Origin of the sequence: Methylobacterium sp. OAE515, from assembly GCF_041806315.1 — a bacterium.
GTDB lineage: Bacteria > Pseudomonadota > Alphaproteobacteria > Rhizobiales > Beijerinckiaceae > Methylobacterium > Methylobacterium tardum.
In genome coordinates this window covers 5,565,818-5,583,049 of record NZ_JBGMUV010000001.1, presented here as the reverse complement: position 1 = coordinate 5,583,049, position 17,232 = coordinate 5,565,818, and the positions used below count along the sequence as shown (strand labels likewise).

Sequence of the window (17,232 nt, the reverse complement as noted above, 5' to 3'; positions counted from 1 at the left end):
AGCGCGGCTGAGAGAATGACGCGTCGAGCGATGCCGCGGGAGAATCGGGCCCTGCGGCTTGCGCGGTGACGCGGTCGGCCGCTTCCTGCGCACCGCCGGCGTCGCCCGGTGTTCGGGGCTGGAATTCTTCGGCCCGTCCGCGCACACAGGCACTGCGGCGCGATCGCCGTGCAGCCTCACGGACCATCCCGATGAACACGGCAGATCTCGCTCCGCACGCGCATCAAGTCCTGCGCGACGCGACCTTGCCGGATCTGCCGAACCATTACCGCGGCAAGGTCCGGGACAATTACGACCTCCCCGACGGTCGGCGCATCCTGATCACCTCTGACCGGATCAGCGCGTTCGACCGGGCCCTCGCGGCGATCCCGTTCAAGGGACAGGTTCTGACGCAGACCGCCCGCTACTGGTTCGAGCACACGGCCGACATCTGCCCGAACCACGTGCTGGCCTATCCCGATCCGAACGTCGTGGTCGGCCGCCGGCTGGAGATCCTGCCTGTCGAGGTCGTCGTGCGCGGCTACCTCGCCGGCACGACCTCAACCTCGATCCTGACGCGCTACCGGGCGGGCGAGCGCAACATGTACGGCCACAACTTTCCCGACGGTATGCGGCCGAACGAGCGTTTGCCGGAAGCGATCATCACGCCGACCACGAAAGCCTTCGACGGCGGACACGACGAGCCCCTGACCGAAGGTGAGATCCTGGAGCGGAAGCTCCTGACGCCGGAGCAGTGGCGGACGGTATCGGAGGCGGCGCTGGCGCTGTTCGCGCGGGGCCAGGCTCTGGCGGCCGAGCGCGGCCTGATCCTGGCCGACACGAAGTACGAGTTCGGCACCGATCGGGAGGGCCGCATCGTCCTGGCCGACGAGATCCACACGCCGGACAGCAGCCGCTACTGGTTCGCCGCCAGCTACCCTGAGCGCTTCGCCGCGGGTACGGCGCCCGAGAGCTTCGACAAGGATTTTGTCCGCAACTGGGTCGTGGCCCGCTGCGACCCGTACAAGGACCCGATCCCCGAGATCCCCGCCGAAGTCGTGCTGGAGACCGCCGCGGTCTACATTCGGGCCTACGAGACGATCACGGGCGCGCGCTTCGTGCTGCCCGACCCGGCCGAGGAGCCGCTGGCGCGCATCCGCGGCAATCTCGCCGCCTATCTCGGCATGGCCGCGTAGTTTCGAGGGGGAACGGCGCCCTGGGCGCCGCTCCGTGCCGCAGGCCTCAGGCGGCCTGCGCGATCGGCGCCGGGGAGGGCGCGTCCATGGCGCGAAGATACACGTCGAGCAGGGTCTCCTGCTCGTCGCGCTCATCCTTGTCCTGCTTGCGGATCTTCAGGATCTCCTTGAGCACCTTCACGTCCAGGCCCTCACCCTTGGCCTCGGCGAAGACTTCCTTCTTGGCTTCCATCAGGTCCTTGATCTCTTCCTCCAGCCGTTCCACGCGCTCGATGATCGAGCGAATGCGGTCGCCCGCGACGCCCACGGTGTCGGTCATGTCGGTCATGCGTTCCCTCATCGGATGACCGGGCCACCCTCGCCGCCACAGGGTAAGCGGCAGGTTAAGGGCGGGGCTTTCCGTCCGGGGCGTCGGTCCGGGACGTGATCCAGCCGATGATCGCGTCGGCCACCGCGTCGCTGTTCGATTCCAGCATCATCATGTGGCCGTTGCCGTGGATCCCCTGCTCGGCGAGCCGCAGCCGGTCGGGTTTCGCGCCGGCCTGTTCCAGGAAGGCGCCGGTGCAATCGTCCATGGTGGCGCGGAACGAGGCTTCCGAGGTCACGATCACGGCCGGCACCTTGGTGAGGTTCGGCAGGGTCCGCGCCGGCTCGGCCTGGAGCCAGCACCGGATCTTGTCGGGCGCGGCGGCGGTCTCGGCCTGGACTACGGTGAGATCGGCTGGCCCACTCACCGGCGGCTCGAAATGGAGCGGCACCCGCGTGATGCCGTAGGGCCGGGCCCGCGAGTCGCCCACGCGCTCGTACCAGCTGTCGCCGCCCTTGAAGCGGATGTCGTAGAAGGTCGGCCCGTTCGGCTCCACGGCGACGTGGGCCTTCACGAGGTCGGGCCGCTGATCGGAGACCGCCCAGCCGAACACGCCGGCCTGCGAGTGCGTCAGGAGGATCGCGGGTCCGATCTTCTCCAGCAGCGCGATCAGCGCCGGATCGACCAGCTCCTCGCTCTTGAGGGCGCTGGCGATGTAGGGCACCTGCGACAGGTAGAATTGATCGAAGGCCGCGTTGCCGCGCACGCCCGGACCGCCCGGCCATTGCGTGTGCAGCTTGGCCTGCGGGTAGAGCGCGAACCGCTCCTGCCCGGTGAACACCGTCTCTAGATCCTCGACCGGGAGGCGCGCGTAGGGGCCGTAGGTCTCCGGATCGCCGCCCGAGCGTCCGCGCCCGACCTGATCGACCACGTAGACGGCAAAGCCTTTGGCGGCGAAGTGGTCGGCCCAACCCGGCCGGCCGTCGGGCGTGCCGAGAAAGTTGGTCCCGGTCTGAGCGGTACCGTGCACCATCACGATCGGATAGCGCTGCGTGACCCGCTCCGGCACGCGGTAGGTCACGAACATCTGGCCGGAGGCGGTGGTCTTGTCCTTGGCGGTCTCATAGTGGCCGCCGACGAAGAAGTAGCCGGCGCCCGGCGCAGGCTTGAACGGCTCGGCTGCTTGAGCCGGCGCGCCTGAAGCGAGGCACATGAGGATCAGGGCGCCGGCAAGGGCGGTCTTGCGCATGGTTTCCTCCCGCGGGCGTCTGGTGCGCCCGGCGGGGGGCATATCAGCGGGAAAGATCCGGCTGGTCCAGCCGGATCCTGCACGCGGTCAGGCGTGGGCGAAGCGCGGCTTCTTGCCGAGGGCCTCCTCGACGGTGCCGGCGCCGTCGAGATAGCCGTGCACCTTCGGGTTCGGCATGATCAGCGAGGCCACGAAGGCGATCGCCATCAGCACGGTCACGTACCAGAAGAACGTGCTCTCCATGCCGTTGTCCTTGAACCACAGCGCCACGAACTCGGCGGTGCCGCCGAAGGTGGCGTTGGCCACCGCGTAGGACAGGCCGACGCCGAGCGCGCGCACGTTGGTCGGGAACAGCTCCGCTTTCACGATGCCGCTGATGCCCGTGTAGAACGACACCACCGCGAGCCCGAGGGTGATGAGCGCGAAGGCGAGGTAGGGATCCTTGTTGGTCCCGAGAGCGGTCATCAGCGGCACGACCATCAGCGTGCCGAGTCCACTGTACAGCAGCATGTTCGCCTTGCGGCCGATCCTGTCGGACAGCGCACCGAAGATCGGCTGGATCGCCATGTAGACGAACAGAACCACGGTCATCACCTGCGAGGCCGAGGTCTTCGGCATGCCGGCGGTGTTGACCAGGTACTTCTGCATGTAGGTCGTGAAGGTGTAGAAGCTCAGGGAGCCGCCGGCCGTGTAGGCCACGACGACCAGGAACGCCCGCCAATGCTTGAACAGCTCGGCGAAGGTGCCGGCCGTCTCCTTGTCGCTGCTGTCCTTGGTCTCCGCCAGCGAGCGCCGCAGATAGAGCGCCACGACCGCGAGGCCCGCGCCGATGAAGAACGGGATGCGCCAGCCCCATGCGGTGAGTTCGGGCCCGGTCATGACCGTCTGGAGCAGGACCAGCACCAGCGAGGCGAGGAGCTGGCCGCCGATCAGCGTCACGTACTGGAACGAGGCGAAGAAGCCGCGTTGTCCCTTGATGGCGACCTCGCTCATGTAGGTCGCCGACGTGCCGTACTCGCCGCCGACCGACAGGCCCTGCAGCATGCGGGCGAGCAGCAGCAGCACGGGCGCGAGGGTGCCGACGTGCTCGTAGGTCGGCAGGATGCCGATCAGGAGCGAGCCGAAGCACATCATCAGAACCGAGATGACCATCGAGGTCCGGCGCCCGACCCGGTCGGCGATGCGGCCGAACAGCCAGCCGCCGATCGGCCGCATGAAGAAGCCGACCGCGAAGATGCCGGCGGTCTGGAGCAGCTGGCTCGTGGAGTCGCCCTTCGGGAAGAAGGCCGGCGCGAAGTAGAGGGCGAAGAACGCGTAGCAGTAGAAGTCGTACCACTCGACGAGGTTGCCCGACGACGAGCCGACGATCGCCCAGATGCGACGCTTCCGGTCGGCTGCGTCGTCGTGGGCGCCCGGTGCGATACCGATCGTATCGTCTCTCGAGGCGGACATGGCGTCTCCGTCGATCACTTTTTCAGCCGGCAACAAGCCGGGCTCTTCTTCGTAGGACGCGACGTTACAGGTGATGACCGTGATCGCAAGTCCGTGAGGGGACTTAGCCACGACCCGTTGCAGGCAGTGTCATCGTCTTGCGGCTGTCCCAGAGAAAGGCGCCTGCATCTTCCGAGATTCTCGTGCGGCGCCCAAAGGATGGGATTGCGCGCTCCGCTGCTCGGCTCCGGGATGACGGGACGGACGAGATCGCCGCCAGCGGCGGTCCCGACGTCGAGGACGCGGCGGAACGGTTTGGCCTGGGGGCTCGTTGCGGGCCGGCGCGGCGCGTCGAGGGCGCTCCGTCATCGCCAGGAGGAGAGGCCATGAAGCGGATTCTGAGAGACACGGTAGCGGCCGTGATCGTCGTCGCCGGAGCGGCCACCGCGTTCGCACAGGGTGGTCCCGGGGGCGGCGGCGCGGGTGGCGGTCCCGGCGGTGGCGGAGCCGGTGGCGCGGCTGGCGGCCCCGCGGCGGGCGGTGGCGGTGCGGGCGGCGCCGGACCAGGCGGCGGTGCCGGCAGTGCAGGCGGCGGGGGCGTTCGCGGCGGCGCCGGCGGGGCCGAGAGCGGCCCGCGCGGTGGGGCCGAAGGCGGGGCGCGCGGTGGAGCCGAGAGCGGCCCGCGCGGTGCTGAGCCGGGTGGCCGCGGTGCCGAGGGGCCGGGGCGTCAAGGCGGCGCGGCCGAGCGTAACGGGGCCGGGGACCGCACCGGGCCCGGCGGTGCCCTGGGCGCCGCGGAGCGCGGCGGTCGCGACACCGGTCCCGCGGGTGAGCGCGGCAATCGCGATGCGGCCGGTCCCAACCAGGGCGGTCGGGGCGCGGCCGGCGAGCGCGGCGGCCGCGAGGGCGCCCGTGAGGGTGTCCGCGGCGGTGGGTCGGCCCGCGGCGCGGTGGGCCGCCTCGACACGCGGCAGCGCACGGAGTTCCGGAGCTCGATCACCCGCCTCGGTGTCTCGCCGCTGCGCGACGTCGCGTTCGGCCTCGCGGTGGGCACTGCTATCCCGCGGTCGGTCACCCTTCACCGGCTTCCGCCGGCGATCGTCTCGCTCGTCCCGGAATACGAGGGCTACGAGTTCATCCTCGTGCGCGACGACATCGTCATCATTGATCCCGACACCTACGAGATCGTGGACGTGATCCCGGCCTGAACGTCGGCACCGTTCGCGTGATGGGCGCCGGGCGGGTCTTAGCCTGCCCGGTGCCTCTCACCGCCCCCCGTCGAGCAGCTTGGAAACGACCCGCGCGGTGTAGTCGACCATCGGCACGATGCGCGCGTAGTTCAGCCGCGTCGGGCCGATGACGCCGACGACTCCGACGATCTGCTGCGACCCGTCGCGGAATGGCGCCGCGATCAGCGACGACCCGGAGAGCGAGAACAGCTTATTCTCGGAGCCGATGAAGATGCGCACGCCCTCGCCGCCCTCGGCCCGGGCCAGAAGATCGATGACGTCCTTCTGGGTCTCCAGATCGTTGAACAGCAGGCGGATACGCTCGAGATCCTCAGCCGCGCGCAGGTCGTCGAGCAGGTTGGCCTGTCCGCGCACGATGAGCTGACGCGCCTCCGTCGGGCCGACCGGCGTGGCGAGCCCGGCATCGACCAGGCGCTCCGTCAGCGCGTCGAGCTCCCGCTTCATCGCCTTCCGTCCGGTCTCGATCTCGGCGCGCAGCGATCCGAGGGTCCGGCCCTGCAGCCGCGCGTTGAGGTAGTTGGTGGCCTCCTGGAGCGCGCCCGCCGGCAGTCCGGGGGGCAGATCCACCAGCCGGTTCTCCACCGAGCCGTCATCCGAGACCAGGATGACGAGGGCGCGGGCCGGATCGAGGCGGACGAATTCGATATGCTTCAGGTTGACGTTGGCCTTTGTGGTCAGCACCACGCCGGCCCCGCGCGAAACGCCTGACAGCATGGTCGAGGCTTCGGCCAGTGCCGACTCGAAGGTGTGGCCCGAGGCGGCAGCCCGCATCTGCGCCTCGATGCGCCGCTGCTCGTCCTGACTGACATCGCCGAGTTCGAGCATCGCGTCGACGAAGAACCGCAAGCCCAACTCGGTCGGCAGGCGCCCGGCCGAGGTGTGAGGCGCGAAGATCAGGCCGGAATGCTCCAGATCCGCCATCACGTTGCGAATTGAAGCCGGCGACAGGGCCATCGGCAGGATACGGGCGAGATTGCGCGATCCCACCGGCTCGCCCGTCGTGAGGTAGCTCTCGACGATCTGCCGGAAGATCTCGCGCGCCCGCTCGTTGAGTGCGGCAAGCGCCTGCATGGGCTGGCTGTTCGGAAATCGGGGGTGGGGGTCTGTCACGCGGTCATCCTGTGGTCCGATCATGTCCGTCCAACACGCGCGGATCAATCCACACGGCGATGCTTGCTCGCGGTGGCGCGGCGGCCTAAGAGCCCGGCCCTCGACTTCTCACCATAGAAGGGGCCTGCGATGCGGCCTTCCAAGCGTGCCGCCGACGAATTGCGGCCCGTGAGCCTGGAGCGCGCTGTGTCGCGCTACGCCGAGGGCTCCTGCCTCGTCAGCTTCGGCAACACCCGGGTGCTCTGCACCGCCTCTCTGGAGGAGCGTGGGCCCCCGTGGCTGCGCGGCTCAGGCAAGGGCTGGGTCACGGCCGAATACGCCATGCTCCCGCGTGCGACCCACGAACGCACCCGCCGCGAGGTCGGTTCCGGCAAGCCGTCGGGCCGGACGCAGGAGATCCAGCGCCTGATCGGCCGGTCGCTGCGCGCCGTGACCAACCTGCCGGCGCTCGGCGAGCGCCAAGTCACGGTCGATTGCGACGTGATCCAGGCCGATGGCGGCACCCGGACCGCCGCCATCACCGGCGCCTGGGTGGCGTTGCACGATTGCTTCGCCTGGATGCGGGCGCGCTCGATCATCTCGGTCGATCCGCTGCGCGACCACGTCGCCGCCGTATCGTGCGGCCTGTACAAGGGCACGCCGGTCCTCGACCTCGACTACGCCGAGGATTCGGCGGCCGAGACCGACGCCAACTTCGTGCTCACCGGCCGGGGCGGCATCGTCGAGGTGCAGGGCACCGCCGAGATGGAGCCGTTCTCGCAGGATCAGCTCCTCGAGCTGCTGCGGCTCGCCCGCGCCGGCACCGACCGGCTGGTCGCGCTTCAGAAGGAGGCGATCGCGTGAGCCGGCGACTGACGGGCAAGGTGGTGATCGCCACCCACAATGCCGGCAAGCTCGCCGAGATGCGCGAGCTGCTGGCGCCTTTCGGAATCGAGGCCGTCTCGGCCGGTGAGCTCGGCCTGCCGGAGCCGGAAGAGACCGGCACGATGTTCGCCGAGAACGCCGCCATCAAGGCGAAGGCTGCCGCCGACGCCACCGGGCTGCCGGCCTTCGCGGACGATTCCGGCCTGTGTGTGGATGCCCTTGACGGGGCGCCGGGCATCTTCTCGGCCCGCTGGGCCGGACCGACCAAGGACTTCACCGGCGCCATGGCGCGGATCTTCGCCGAGCTAGACCGGCGCGGCGCGGCGGAGCGCCGGGCGCATTTCGTCTCGGCGCTGGTGCTCGCCTGGCCGGATGGCCACGCGGAGCTGTTCGAGGGCCGGGTGTTCGGCGAGCTCGTCGCGGCGCGAGGCTCGGCCGGGTTCGGCTACGACCCGATCTTCCGGCCCGACGGGCATGAGCGCACGTTCGGCGAGATGACCGCGGACGAGAAGCACGGCGTCGATTGGCAGAAGGGCGCGGGGCTCTCGCACCGGGCGCGGGCTTTCGTCGATCTCAGCCGGGCGTGCCTCGCGCCCGCGTCCTGATTGCCAAACGGGCCGCGCGCGCTCACATCCCGGCGATCATGACACCGACCGGCCCGGACCACCCGACCCGCGACGCGGGCTTCGGGATCTACCTGCACTGGCCCTTCTGCGCGGCGAAGTGCCCGTATTGCGACTTCAACAGCCATGTCCGCCACGCGGGCGTGGACGAGCCGCGCTTTCTCGACGCGTTCCGCGCCGAGATCGCCCACAACGCCGCGCGCACGCCTGGGCGCAAAGTCACCAGCATCTTCCTGGGCGGCGGGACGCCTTCGCTGATGCAGCCCGCGACGGTCGCCGGCCTGCTCGAGGCCGTGGCGGGCCACTGGAGCGTGGCGCCCGACGCCGAGATCACCCTGGAGGCGAACCCGTCGAGCGTCGAGGCCGGCCGCTTCCGCGGCTACCGCGCGGCCGGCATCAACCGCGTCTCGCTCGGCGTACAGGCGCTGGACGACGCGTCCCTGCGGACGCTCGGCCGCCTCCACGACGCGGCGCAGGCGCTGGCGGCGATCGAGGTCGCCCAGGCGGTCTTCACGCGCATGTCCTTCGACCTGATCTACGCCCGCCCCGGCCAGACGCCGGCCGCGTGGCGGTCCGAGCTGGGCGAAGCTCTGGCGCGGGCGGCCGAGCATCTGAGCCTCTATCAGCTGACGATCGAGCCGGGCACGCCGTTCCACGGTCTCGCGGCCGCCGGCAAGCTGGTGACCCCGGACGACGAGACCGGCCGCGCCCTCTACGACGTGACGCAGGATCTCTGCGCCAAAGCCGGCCTGCCGGCTTACGAGATCTCGAACCATGCCCGGCTGGGCGCGGAATCGCGCCACAACCTGCTTTACTGGCGCTACGGCGAATATGCCGGCATCGGACCGGGCGCCCACGGGCGGCTGGTCACGGAGCACGGGCGGATCGGCACCGTCACCGAGCGGTCGCCGGAGGCGTGGCGCGCGAAGGTTGAGCGCGACGGCCACGGTGTTGTCGAAACCGAGACGCTGTCGTTTGAAGATCAGGCCGACGAGTTCCTAGTGATGGGTCTGCGGCTCGCCGAGGGGATCGACCCCGCCCGCTACGCCGCGCTGAAGGGCCGTCCGCTCAACGGCAACCGGATCGGGATGCTGATGGGCGACGGGTTGCTGGAATGGCGGCCCGGCGGCCGCATCGCCGCGACCGCCCGCGGTGCGCCCGTGCTCAACGCCCTGGTGGCGGAACTCGCGACCTGATCAGATCCCCGGCTTGGCCAGCACGCGCGGCGCCGGGCTCACGACAGGCGCGGCGTTGTTGCGGATCTCGTAGACCGCCAGCGCGCGCTCGCTCTGACCGTCCGGGCGGAAGCGGAACGTGCCGTCGACCCCGGCGAAGCCGGATCCGCTGGTGAGCGTCGTCTCGGCGAAGCGCTGCGAGCCGTACTGGCGCGCCAGGGCGGCGGCGAGCGTCACCGCGTCGTAGGCGAGCGAGGCAACGCGCGGCGGAACGCTGCCGAAGCGCGCCTGATAGCGGCCGCTGAAACTCGAGAACCCGCTGCGGTCCGGCGAGGCGAAGCGCCCGCCCTGGAGAGCCGGCAGAGCGAACAGGCCCGGCTCGTTCCAGAGGGCCGTTCCGATCGGACGGACCCGACCCGGCGAGAAGCCCGCCTTCGTGAGGGCGGCCGCGACGGCCGGCATGGCCTCGGCGGTTTCGGGAATGAACAGCGCGTCCGCGGTGGCGGCGGGGCCCGTGATCACCCGCGCTAGCCGCTCGACTGCGGGGCCGGGCGCTCCGGCCGGATAGCGTTCGACCGCGGCGACACGGGCGCCCCGGCGGGCGACGACCTCCCGGAACTCGGCCTCGACGGCGTTGCCGTAGGCGGTTTCGGGGATCAGGGCCGCGAAGGAGCGTTTTCCGCCCGCGACCGAGTCCTCGACGACGCGATCGACCTCCGGCTGCGGGAGGAAGCTCAGGAGGTAGACGCCCCGGGTCGCCACCGTCGCGTCCGTCGAGAAGCCAATCACCGGCTTTCCGGCCGTCTTCGCCACGTTGGCGGCGGCCTGCACGCTGCCGGCGAAGAGCGGGCCCAGCACGATCTCGGCGCCCTGCCGCAGCGCGTCCTGCGTCGCGTCGCGGGCGCCGTCCGGCGTGCCCCGGTCGTCCCCGACCAGGATGGTCAGGTCCGGCTGCTGCGCCTCTTCGTAGGCGAGCTGCGCCGCGTTGCGCAGGGCGTTGCCCACAGAAGCGCCCTGACCGTTGAGCGGCAGGACCAGCGCGACCTTGACGGTGCCGGTGCCGATCCGCTGTCCCGCGAAGGCGGCCGGCGTGGCCGGCGCGACCGCAGAAGGCGCCTGAGGCAGATCGGCGGGCGGCGACAAGTCGGCCTGCGGAATCGGCTGGCGACGGACCGTGTCGGTCCCGAGACAACCGCCGAGCGGCAGCAGGGCGGCGCACAGCGCAGCGGTCAGAGCGGTGACACGCACGAGACGGTCCCGCGCGCGTGTCGGACGCGCCATGGCGCGGACTCCTCAGGGCAGGCGTCGGAAATCTGAAGGCCGGCCCTGAAAATGTAAACGCACGGACGAAGACTTGCCCCCGATCCCGTCGTCCTGCCGCGACGAGAAGCAGGCAGTGTGACAAGATCGCCGATGATGACCCGCCGATTCGATGCCCCGGGGCCCGCCGCCCCGACGAGAACCCCTTTGCAGAAGCCCGGGACCGATCGTCCACGCACCAACACCTTCACGGCGTTCGGCCTGGCGAGCGAGGCCGAACAGCTGTCGCCGGGCCTGCACATCGTGGCGACCCCGATCGGCAACCTGCGCGACATCACGATCCGCGCCCTGGCCACCCTTGCGGCCGCGAATGCCGTGCTCGCCGAGGACACGCGCGTAACCCGCACGCTGCTTGCCCATTACGGCATCACCACGCCGCTCCTGGCCTACCACGAGCATTCGAACGACGCGGTGCGCGAGCGGATGGTCGCCCGCCTCAAGGCGGGGGAAGCGCTCGCCCTCGTGTCCGATGCGGGCACGCCCCTGGTCTCGGATCCCGGCTACAAGCTGGTTCAGGCCGCGATCGAGGCCAGCATCCCGATCACGCCCGTGCCGGGGCCGTCGGCGGTGATGACGGCCCTCGTGGCGGCGGGCCTGCCGACCGACCGCTTCTTCTTCGAGGGCTTCCTGCCTCAGAAGGCCGGGGCACGTCGCAACCGGTTGGAGGCGCTGGTCCAGGTGCCGGGGACGCTGGTCCTGTTCGAGTCGCCGCACCGCCTGCCCGAGATGCTGGCCGATGCCGCTGCGGTCCTCGGGGCGGACCGCCCGGCGGCGGTCACCCGCGAGTTGACGAAGCTCTACGAGACCGTCCGGCGCGACACGCTCGGCTCGCTGAGCGACCGCTTCGCCCAGGATGGTCCTCCGAAGGGTGAGATCGTCGTCATCATCGGCGCCGCGACCACGCCGGAGCGGACGATCGAGGGCGATGCCGCGCTGGATGCGCTGCTGAGGACGGCACTCGAGCGCCACTCGATCAAGGATGCGGCGAGCTTGGTGGCCGACGAAACCGGGCAGCCGCGGCGGCAGATCTATAACCGGGCGCTGGCGCTCGCACGAGGCGAGGGATGAAAGGGGTTCTGCCCGACCACGCCGACCGGCGCCGCGCCGCGTACCGGCGCGGCCATCGCGCCGAATGGATCGCGCTGGCGGCCCTGATGCTCAAAGGGTACCGGCCGATCGGCCGGCGCGTCAGCTTCGCAGGGGGCGAGATCGACCTGATCGTCCAACGCTGGAATACCATCGCGTTCGTGGAAGTGAAGGCGCGGTCTCGGCGCGATGACGCCCGAGAAGCAATCGATGCGGCCAAGCGGCGCCGCTTCTCGCGCGCTGTCCGCGCCTGGATCGGCCGGAACACGTGGTGTGCGGGGATGACCTTCCGGGCCGATGCCGTGTTCGTCGGCGCGCGGGAATGGCCGGCGCATGTCGCCGATGCTTTCACGATCGAAGGTCTGTGACGCACGGGCGCGGAAGCGGACGCTTCAGCAGGCGACGGCCGGGGCGAGATCCTGGCGCGTTTGCGCCTCTCACTTCCGACCTTCGCTTCGGCGGCTCAGGAAAGACGAACCGAAACGGATGATGGCCGACCCGTCAGGCGCGCGCAGCCCGGATCGCGCCGATCAGCGTGCGCTTCAGGTCGGCCTGGCTGAAGGGCTTCTGTACGACCGGCCGGTCGCGGAAGGGCTCGCGGATACCGGCGCCGCCATAGCCCGTGGAGAAGACGAGCGGGAGGTCGCGCTTCGCGATCGCCTCGGCCACCGGGTAGATCGGCTCACCCGCCACGTTCACGTCGAGGATGGCGACCTCGAAGGTCTCCTGGGACGCCATCTCCAGCGCGGACGACAGTCGTGCCGCAGGGCCGACGACGGCGCAGCCGAAATCGAGGAGCATGTCCTCGAGCAGCATCGAGATCGCCGCTTCATCCTCGACGACGAGGACGCGAATGCCGTTCAGAACGTCATCGTTGGAGTCAGCACTCACGCCGGGCCGTCTTCCCTTCGAACGCCCCCGTCGCCGGGAGTCTTACCGTGCGGTTGAACTCGCCGGCGCACCGCCTGTGCTGCGCCGGATGAGACCGATGCAGCTTCGACGAGACGATCCACGAGGTAGCCTGTGGCGTCGCCCGTAATGCGTAATGTGTCAAGCGCCCGTACGCCCTACCGAGGCCTTTCGGGGAACCTATGTTAACCGATGATACATTTTTGACCGCATCGACCTGAAACGATCCCGTTCCACGGATGAAGACCGATGCTCAATCGTCCTTGAACGTCACCTTCGCGCCCCGTGCGACGTGCGCTGCGAGGTCGCGGGCGTTCCAGTTCGTGAGCCGGATGCAGCCGTGGGATTCGGTCTTGCCGACCTTCTCGGGCTCCGGCGTCCCGTGAATGCCGTAGCTCGGAATTGCGAGATCGATCCACACGACCCCAACCGGGTTGTTCGGCCCCGATTGGATCGTGAATTTGTGCTGCGCTTTCACACCCTTGAACGCGTATTTCGGGTTGTAGGTGTAATCGGGATCGAACGCGACGCCCTTCACCTTGGTGTCGCCGCTCGGGGCAGGCTTTTCCGTGCTGCCGATCGAGGCGGGATAGTAGGCGAGCAGCTTACCATCCGCCCCAAGCGCGCGGACATCCCGATTGGTCTTGTCCACCTCGATCCGCTCGACCTTGGGCTCCTGCGGAAGGTCCTTGCCCTTGGGCTTATCCAGGCTCATCGGGTCGACCGCTGCCACCACGATGCTCGTTCCGGCCTTGTCGAGGGGCTTGCCGGGGTTGAGCGCGCTGACGAGATCACGGCTCATGTGGAAGCGCTCCGCCAGCATCTCGCGCGGGTTGGTGTAGCCGAGTTCCTTAAGATCGGCCTGCTCTTCCATCTTCGGCGGGATCTTGTCGACGTAGGGTCCCGCGGCGTCGGCATCGGTCAGCGTGTAATCGGTCGCCGCCGGCTTGTCGCTTGTGGCCTGAAGCTTGTCCCAGACCTCCGGCGTCAGATCCTGAGTGGCGGGAAGACCCTGCGCCACGGCGAAGGCCGAGAGCGCGTGCTGGTAATTCTCGCCCTTCCGGCCGTCGATCGCGCCGGGATAGAAACGGGCCCGGTCCAACAGCACCTGTGCCTTCACGATCAGGGGGTCGGCCTTGTCGTCGGTCGCCTTGGACTTGCGCGCCGTGCCGGACTTCTTCGCCGCGGCTTTGCCCCCGTCGGCCTGGCTGCCGCCTTGCGGCGCCAGGGTCGCGGTGTTGATCGCATCCGCGGTCAGGGCAGGGGCCTGATCCTCCTTGGGGGCTTTCTTGCCCGGCCGGGCATCCGCCACCTGCACGACGAGGCAGCTCGCCAGGAGCGCCGCGCAGACCGGCCGCCAAGGTGTCGGGATCATCGACGTCGCATTCTCCGGGAGCGGGTGCGCTCCGGTCGCAAAAGCGCTGAGCCGGCGGGAACGTTCCACGAATCCTTACTCACAGAGCCGGTGGCCCCCGTTTCGCTCGCGCTCGTCGAGGTGGAAGTGGTTGGCGTGGGCCGCGTTCGTGCCGGGTCCCAGGACCGTCCGGAAGAACCTGCAGGCCTTGCCGCGAACGGCGGCGAGGAACTGCGCGTCGTCCGAACCCTCCGCCATCGTCTTGACCGGGATGCTGGCGCGCCCTGCGAAGGTGAAGCCCATGATGTCGGCCGCGTTCGCGAAGGCGTGCTCGCTGAGCTTGGCGTCCAGATCGTGGTTCTGGCCCCGGCACACATACGATCCGCCAAGCTCGAGACCGGTCAGCGGATGCTTGAGAATCCGGTCGGCCTCCGCCTGAACCTCCGTGGCCCAGCGCGCCAGCGCCTCGGCCGTCCGGCAGGTCAGCGTCGCGCCCTGTGGCAAGGCCACGCCGTCAGCGAAGCGGGTGACCTTCAGCGGCAGCGGGGCGGTACACTGGCCCTCGGCGATCGGCGGCAATGGTTCGAAATCGACGCCGAGACGCTTGAGGCGTGTCCGGCAGGCGGTGTCGTCAGGCGGTGACACCTTGAGCGCCAGGGCCGCCTGGCCGGACAGCTCCGGCGGCCGACCGGGCGGTGTGGGTGGTGGCGTCGGGATCTCGGGCTTGGCGCTGTCCGTGCCACTCACGGGCTTGGCTGCGTCCTTGGCTGCGTCCTTGGCTGCGTCCTTGGCGACGTCCTTGGGCGGGGCCGCGGCAGAGGGCGTCAGCTCCGCGGGACGGGGCGGCGGCACGGGAGGCATCGCCTCAGCGGGCGCAGGCGCGGGCGGCTTCAGCGTATCCGGCCGCTCGGGCGGCATCGGCGGCGGCACCGGCACGGCGGCCGTCGGAGCCTCGGCAGCGCGCCCCGCTGAGATCGGCATCGCGGCGAGCCCGAGAGCGAGGAGGCCACGGGCGAGCGGGCTCGCGGAATGGCGGATCGGCGGCGGACGTCCTGGCATGAGGCCTCGAAGCTTAGGCATGGCCCGGTGGTAACGAGCGAGACGCCATTCGGATCGCTCGGCCTGTTGACGCGCGCGCCGAACCGGCCACTGTCTTCCGGATCGCGGCAGCGGACCCCACCTCGTCGGATTGACGCGGCTGATCCGTCGGTCGCCAGGACGCACCTTGAGGAATGCATGCCGCATCCAGCTGACGCCGGACTCTCGAGCCTGCCGCAGGACAACCCGTTCCGGGAGGCGCACTGGACGACGCCGCACGGCCTGCCGCCGTTCGAGCGGATCCGGCCGGAGCACTACGTCCCGGCGTTCGAGGCTTCGCTCGCTGCTCACGCCGCCGAGATCGAGGCGATCGCGGCCGATCCGGCGGCGGCGACCTTCGACAACACGGTCGGCGCCATGGAGCGGGCAGGGCAGGCCCTCGAGCGGGTCGCCGGCGTCTTCTACAATCTGACCGGCAGTCACACGAATCCGGAATTGCAGGCGATCGAGCGGGTGATCGGCCCGAAGCTCGCCCGGCACGGGAGCGCGATCTACCTCAACGCCCAGCTCTGGGCGCGCATCTCGGCGGTCGAGGCCGAGGGGCTGGGGCCTGAGGAGCGCCGTGTCCTCGATCGCTACCGTATCCGCTTCCGGCGCGCCGGGGCCGATCTCGGACCGGACGACAAGGTTCGCATCGCGGAGATCGCCGCGCGCATGTCGGAGCTAGGGACGCAGTTCAGCCAGAACCTGCTCGCCGACGAGAGCAGCTTCACCCTGCCGCTGACGGGTGAGGACGATCTGGCCGGCCTGCCGCCGTTCCTGCGCGCGGCGGCCGAGAGCGCCGCCAAGGAGCGGGGGCTCGACGGGCATATCATCACCCTGTCCCGCTCGCTGATCGAGCCGTTCCTGGTCTTCTCGACCCGCCGCGACCTGCGCGAGCGCGCCTACGCAGCCTGGACGCACCGCGGCGAGAATGGCGGCACGACTGACAACCGCGCGATCATCGCGGAAATCATCCGCCTGCGCGCCGAGCGGGCGCGGCTCCTCGGCTTCGAGAGCTTCGCGCATTTCGCCCTCGACGACACGATGGCGGCGAGCCCCGATGCCGCCACGGGCCTGCTCCGCGACGTCTGGACGCCGGCTCGGACCCGGGCGACCGCCGAGCGCGACCGCCTCCAGGCGACGATCCAGGAGGAGGGCCACAACTTCGCCCTCCAGGCGCACGATTGGCGTCACTACGCGGAGAAGGTGCGGCGTGCCGAGCACGACCTCGACGAGAGCGAGATCAAGGCGTACCTGCCGCTGGAGCGGATGATCCAGGCCGCCTTCGACACGGCCTCACGCCTGTTCGGCCTGACCTTCGCGGAGCTGTCCGACGTTCCGCGCTACCACCCGGATGTTCGCGTCTGGCGTGTCGGCAATCCCGACGGCTCAGAGGTGGGCCTATTCCTGGGCGACTACTTCGCCCGCGCGTCGAAGCGGTCGGGTGCCTGGATGAGCGCCTTCCGCTCGCAGGAGCGCCTGAACGGCACGATCACCCCGATCATCGTCAACGTAATGAACTTCGCGAAGGCGCCTGACGGCGAGAGCACGCTCCTGTCCTTCGACGATGCGCGGACGCTGTTCCACGAATTCGGCCATGCCCTGCACGGCCTCCTGTCTGACGTCACCTACCCGTTGCTCTCCGGCACCGCCGTCTCGCGCGATTTCGTCGAGCTGCCCTCGCAGCTCTACGAGCACTGGCTGGAGCAGCCGCAGGTTCTGCGGGCCCATGCCCGTCACCACCGGACCGGCGAACCGATGCCGGACGCCCTGTTGCAGAAGCTGCTCGCCGCCCGGACCTTCAACCAGGGCTTCGCCACCGTGGAGTACACGGCCTCGGCCATCGTCGACATTACGCTGCATCTCTCGGCCGAGGGCGAGGCCGGTCTGGACGTGCCGGCCTTCGAGGCCGAGGCGCTGCGCCGGATCAGCATGCCGGACGAGATCAGCATGCGGCATCGGACGCCGCATTTCGCCCATATCTTCTCGGGCGACGGCTACGCGGCCGGCTACTACAGCTATCTCTGGTCCGAGGTGCTCGACGCCGACGCGTTCGACGCCTTCCGCGAGGCGGGCGACATCTTCGACCCGGAAACGGCGAAGCGTCTGCGCACCTTCGTGTACGGCGCCGGTAACCTGCGGGACCCGCGCGAGGCGTATACGGCCTTCCGTGGGCGGATGCCGAGCATCGAGCCGCTGCTGAAGAAGCGGGGACTCGCGGCCTAAGCCGCGCGGCCGTGGTAAGGGTTTCGTAAACAAACGTCCTTAACGAACGCTTGCAGCGATTGCCTGCGCGCGG

16 protein-coding genes are annotated in these 17,232 nt (G+C 69.8%); 8 read left to right on the top strand and 8 right to left on the bottom strand.

What is annotated here, in order from left to right; all coding sequences use genetic code 11:
- Positions 1-191 precede the first annotated feature (191 nt).
- Positions 192-1,175, top strand: coding sequence for a phosphoribosylaminoimidazolesuccinocarboxamide synthase (locus ABIE45_RS27170; protein ID WP_192707544.1), 984 nt, complete (start codon positions 192-194; stop codon positions 1,173-1,175).
- Between the two features lie 46 nt (positions 1,176-1,221).
- Here ABIE45_RS27170 and ABIE45_RS27165 read toward each other — a convergent pair whose 3' ends face one another.
- The 3 genes from ABIE45_RS27165 to ABIE45_RS27155 all read right to left on the bottom strand — a co-directional run bounded on the left by ABIE45_RS27165 (position 1,222) and on the right by ABIE45_RS27155 (position 4,183).
- On the bottom strand, positions 1,222-1,503 hold the full coding sequence (locus ABIE45_RS27165) for a DUF2312 domain-containing protein (protein ID WP_010681866.1): 282 nt from the start codon (positions 1,501-1,503) through the stop codon (positions 1,222-1,224).
- Positions 1,504-1,558: 55 nt separating this feature from the next.
- Positions 1,559-2,731, bottom strand: coding sequence for an alpha/beta hydrolase (locus ABIE45_RS27160; RefSeq protein WP_192707545.1), 1,173 nt, complete (start codon positions 2,729-2,731; stop codon positions 1,559-1,561).
- An 87-nt stretch (positions 2,732-2,818) separates the two neighbouring features.
- A complete protein-coding gene (locus tag ABIE45_RS27155; RefSeq protein ID WP_192707546.1) occupies positions 2,819-4,183 on the bottom strand; it encodes an MFS family transporter in 1,365 nt (454 codons plus the stop codon).
- A 365-nt stretch (positions 4,184-4,548) separates the two neighbouring features.
- Between ABIE45_RS27155 and ABIE45_RS27150 the strand changes: the two genes are divergently transcribed.
- Entirely contained in the window at positions 4,549-5,370 is an 822-nt protein-coding gene (locus ABIE45_RS27150) for a DUF1236 domain-containing protein (protein WP_192707547.1), read from the top strand.
- Positions 5,371-5,427: 57 nt separating this feature from the next.
- On the opposite strand, the gene hrcA is transcribed toward ABIE45_RS27150, so the two are convergent.
- Entirely contained in the window at positions 5,428-6,483 is a 1,056-nt protein-coding gene (hrcA, locus tag ABIE45_RS27145) for a heat-inducible transcriptional repressor HrcA (protein ID WP_192707812.1), read from the bottom strand.
- Between the two features lie 168 nt (positions 6,484-6,651).
- On the opposite strand from hrcA, the gene rph reads away from it, so the two are divergent.
- The 3 genes from rph to hemW are packed head-to-tail and all read left to right on the top strand — an operon-like array spanning position 6,652 to position 9,205.
- The gene (gene rph, locus ABIE45_RS27140) at positions 6,652-7,365 is read left to right on the top strand and encodes a ribonuclease PH (RefSeq protein ID WP_192707548.1); all 714 of its coding nucleotides are present in this window, start codon (positions 6,652-6,654) and stop codon (positions 7,363-7,365) included.
- Entirely contained in the window at positions 7,362-7,991 is a 630-nt protein-coding gene (gene rdgB / locus ABIE45_RS27135; RefSeq protein WP_192707549.1) for an RdgB/HAM1 family non-canonical purine NTP pyrophosphatase, read from the top strand. Before rph ends, rdgB begins: the two co-directional genes overlap by 4 nt.
- Before the next feature lie 38 nt (positions 7,992-8,029).
- Complete coding sequence (hemW, locus tag ABIE45_RS27130; RefSeq protein WP_192707550.1) at positions 8,030-9,205, top strand: radical SAM family heme chaperone HemW; 1,176 nt, start codon at positions 8,030-8,032, stop codon at positions 9,203-9,205.
- Here hemW and ABIE45_RS27125 read toward each other — a convergent pair whose 3' ends face one another.
- Positions 9,206-10,465, bottom strand: a complete 1,260-nt coding sequence (locus ABIE45_RS27125; RefSeq protein WP_192707551.1) for a penicillin-binding protein activator — start codon at positions 10,463-10,465, stop codon at positions 9,206-9,208.
- A gap of 135 nt (positions 10,466-10,600) precedes the next feature.
- On the opposite strand from ABIE45_RS27125, the gene rsmI reads away from it, so the two are divergent.
- On the top strand, positions 10,601-11,572 hold the full coding sequence (rsmI, locus tag ABIE45_RS27120) for a 16S rRNA (cytidine(1402)-2'-O)-methyltransferase (protein WP_192707552.1): 972 nt from the start codon (positions 10,601-10,603) through the stop codon (positions 11,570-11,572).
- Positions 11,569-11,958, top strand: a complete 390-nt coding sequence (locus ABIE45_RS27115; RefSeq protein WP_192707553.1) for a YraN family protein — start codon at positions 11,569-11,571, stop codon at positions 11,956-11,958. Before rsmI ends, ABIE45_RS27115 begins: the two co-directional genes overlap by 4 nt.
- Before the next feature lie 133 nt (positions 11,959-12,091).
- On the opposite strand, the gene ABIE45_RS27110 is transcribed toward ABIE45_RS27115, so the two are convergent.
- The 3 genes from ABIE45_RS27110 to ABIE45_RS27100 all read right to left on the bottom strand — a co-directional run bounded on the left by ABIE45_RS27110 (position 12,092) and on the right by ABIE45_RS27100 (position 14,912).
- A complete protein-coding gene (locus ABIE45_RS27110; RefSeq protein WP_192707554.1) occupies positions 12,092-12,481 on the bottom strand; it encodes a response regulator in 390 nt (129 codons plus the stop codon).
- 271 nt (positions 12,482-12,752) lie between these two features.
- Positions 12,753-13,874 (bottom strand): L,D-transpeptidase, encoded by a 1,122-nt coding sequence (locus ABIE45_RS27105; protein WP_192707555.1) that lies wholly within the window; start codon positions 13,872-13,874, stop codon positions 12,753-12,755.
- Positions 13,875-13,949: 75 nt separating this feature from the next.
- Positions 13,950-14,912, bottom strand: a complete 963-nt coding sequence (locus ABIE45_RS27100; RefSeq protein WP_192707556.1) for an extensin family protein — start codon at positions 14,910-14,912, stop codon at positions 13,950-13,952.
- 177 nt (positions 14,913-15,089) lie between these two features.
- On the opposite strand from ABIE45_RS27100, the gene ABIE45_RS27095 reads away from it, so the two are divergent.
- Positions 15,090-17,159 (top strand): M3 family metallopeptidase, encoded by a 2,070-nt coding sequence (locus tag ABIE45_RS27095; protein WP_192707557.1) that lies wholly within the window; start codon positions 15,090-15,092, stop codon positions 17,157-17,159.
- The last annotated feature ends 73 nt before the right edge of the window (positions 17,160-17,232 follow it).

What these genes read in the sequence shown, in the direction of transcription:
- ABIE45_RS27095 (WP_192707557.1), top strand. Translation starts at nt 15,090, where the DNA reads ATGCCGCATCCAGCTGACGCCGGACTCTCGAGCCTGCCGCAGGACAAC.
- ABIE45_RS27105 (WP_192707555.1), bottom strand. Translation starts at nt 13,874, where the DNA reads ATGATCCCGACACCTTGGCGGCCGGTCTGCGCGGCGCTCCTGGCGAGC.
- ABIE45_RS27100 (WP_192707556.1), bottom strand. Translation starts at nt 14,912, where the DNA reads ATGCCAGGACGTCCGCCGCCGATCCGCCATTCCGCGAGCCCGCTCGCC.
- ABIE45_RS27170 (WP_192707544.1), top strand. Translation starts at nt 192, where the DNA reads ATGAACACGGCAGATCTCGCTCCGCACGCGCATCAAGTCCTGCGCGAC.
- rph (WP_192707548.1), top strand. Translation starts at nt 6,652, where the DNA reads ATGCGGCCTTCCAAGCGTGCCGCCGACGAATTGCGGCCCGTGAGCCTG.
- ABIE45_RS27150 (WP_192707547.1), top strand. Translation starts at nt 4,549, where the DNA reads ATGAAGCGGATTCTGAGAGACACGGTAGCGGCCGTGATCGTCGTCGCC.
- ABIE45_RS27155 (WP_192707546.1), bottom strand. Translation starts at nt 4,183, where the DNA reads ATGTCCGCCTCGAGAGACGATACGATCGGTATCGCACCGGGCGCCCAC.
- ABIE45_RS27125 (WP_192707551.1), bottom strand. Translation starts at nt 10,465, where the DNA reads ATGGCGCGTCCGACACGCGCGCGGGACCGTCTCGTGCGTGTCACCGCT.
- ABIE45_RS27165 (WP_010681866.1), bottom strand. Translation starts at nt 1,503, where the DNA reads ATGACCGACATGACCGACACCGTGGGCGTCGCGGGCGACCGCATTCGC.
- ABIE45_RS27115 (WP_192707553.1), top strand. Translation starts at nt 11,569, where the DNA reads ATGAAAGGGGTTCTGCCCGACCACGCCGACCGGCGCCGCGCCGCGTAC.
- ABIE45_RS27160 (WP_192707545.1), bottom strand. Translation starts at nt 2,731, where the DNA reads ATGCGCAAGACCGCCCTTGCCGGCGCCCTGATCCTCATGTGCCTCGCT.
- hemW (WP_192707550.1), top strand. Translation starts at nt 8,030, where the DNA reads ATGACACCGACCGGCCCGGACCACCCGACCCGCGACGCGGGCTTCGGG.
- rsmI (WP_192707552.1), top strand. Translation starts at nt 10,601, where the DNA reads ATGACCCGCCGATTCGATGCCCCGGGGCCCGCCGCCCCGACGAGAACC.
- hrcA (WP_192707812.1), bottom strand. Translation starts at nt 6,483, where the DNA reads ATGCAGGCGCTTGCCGCACTCAACGAGCGGGCGCGCGAGATCTTCCGG.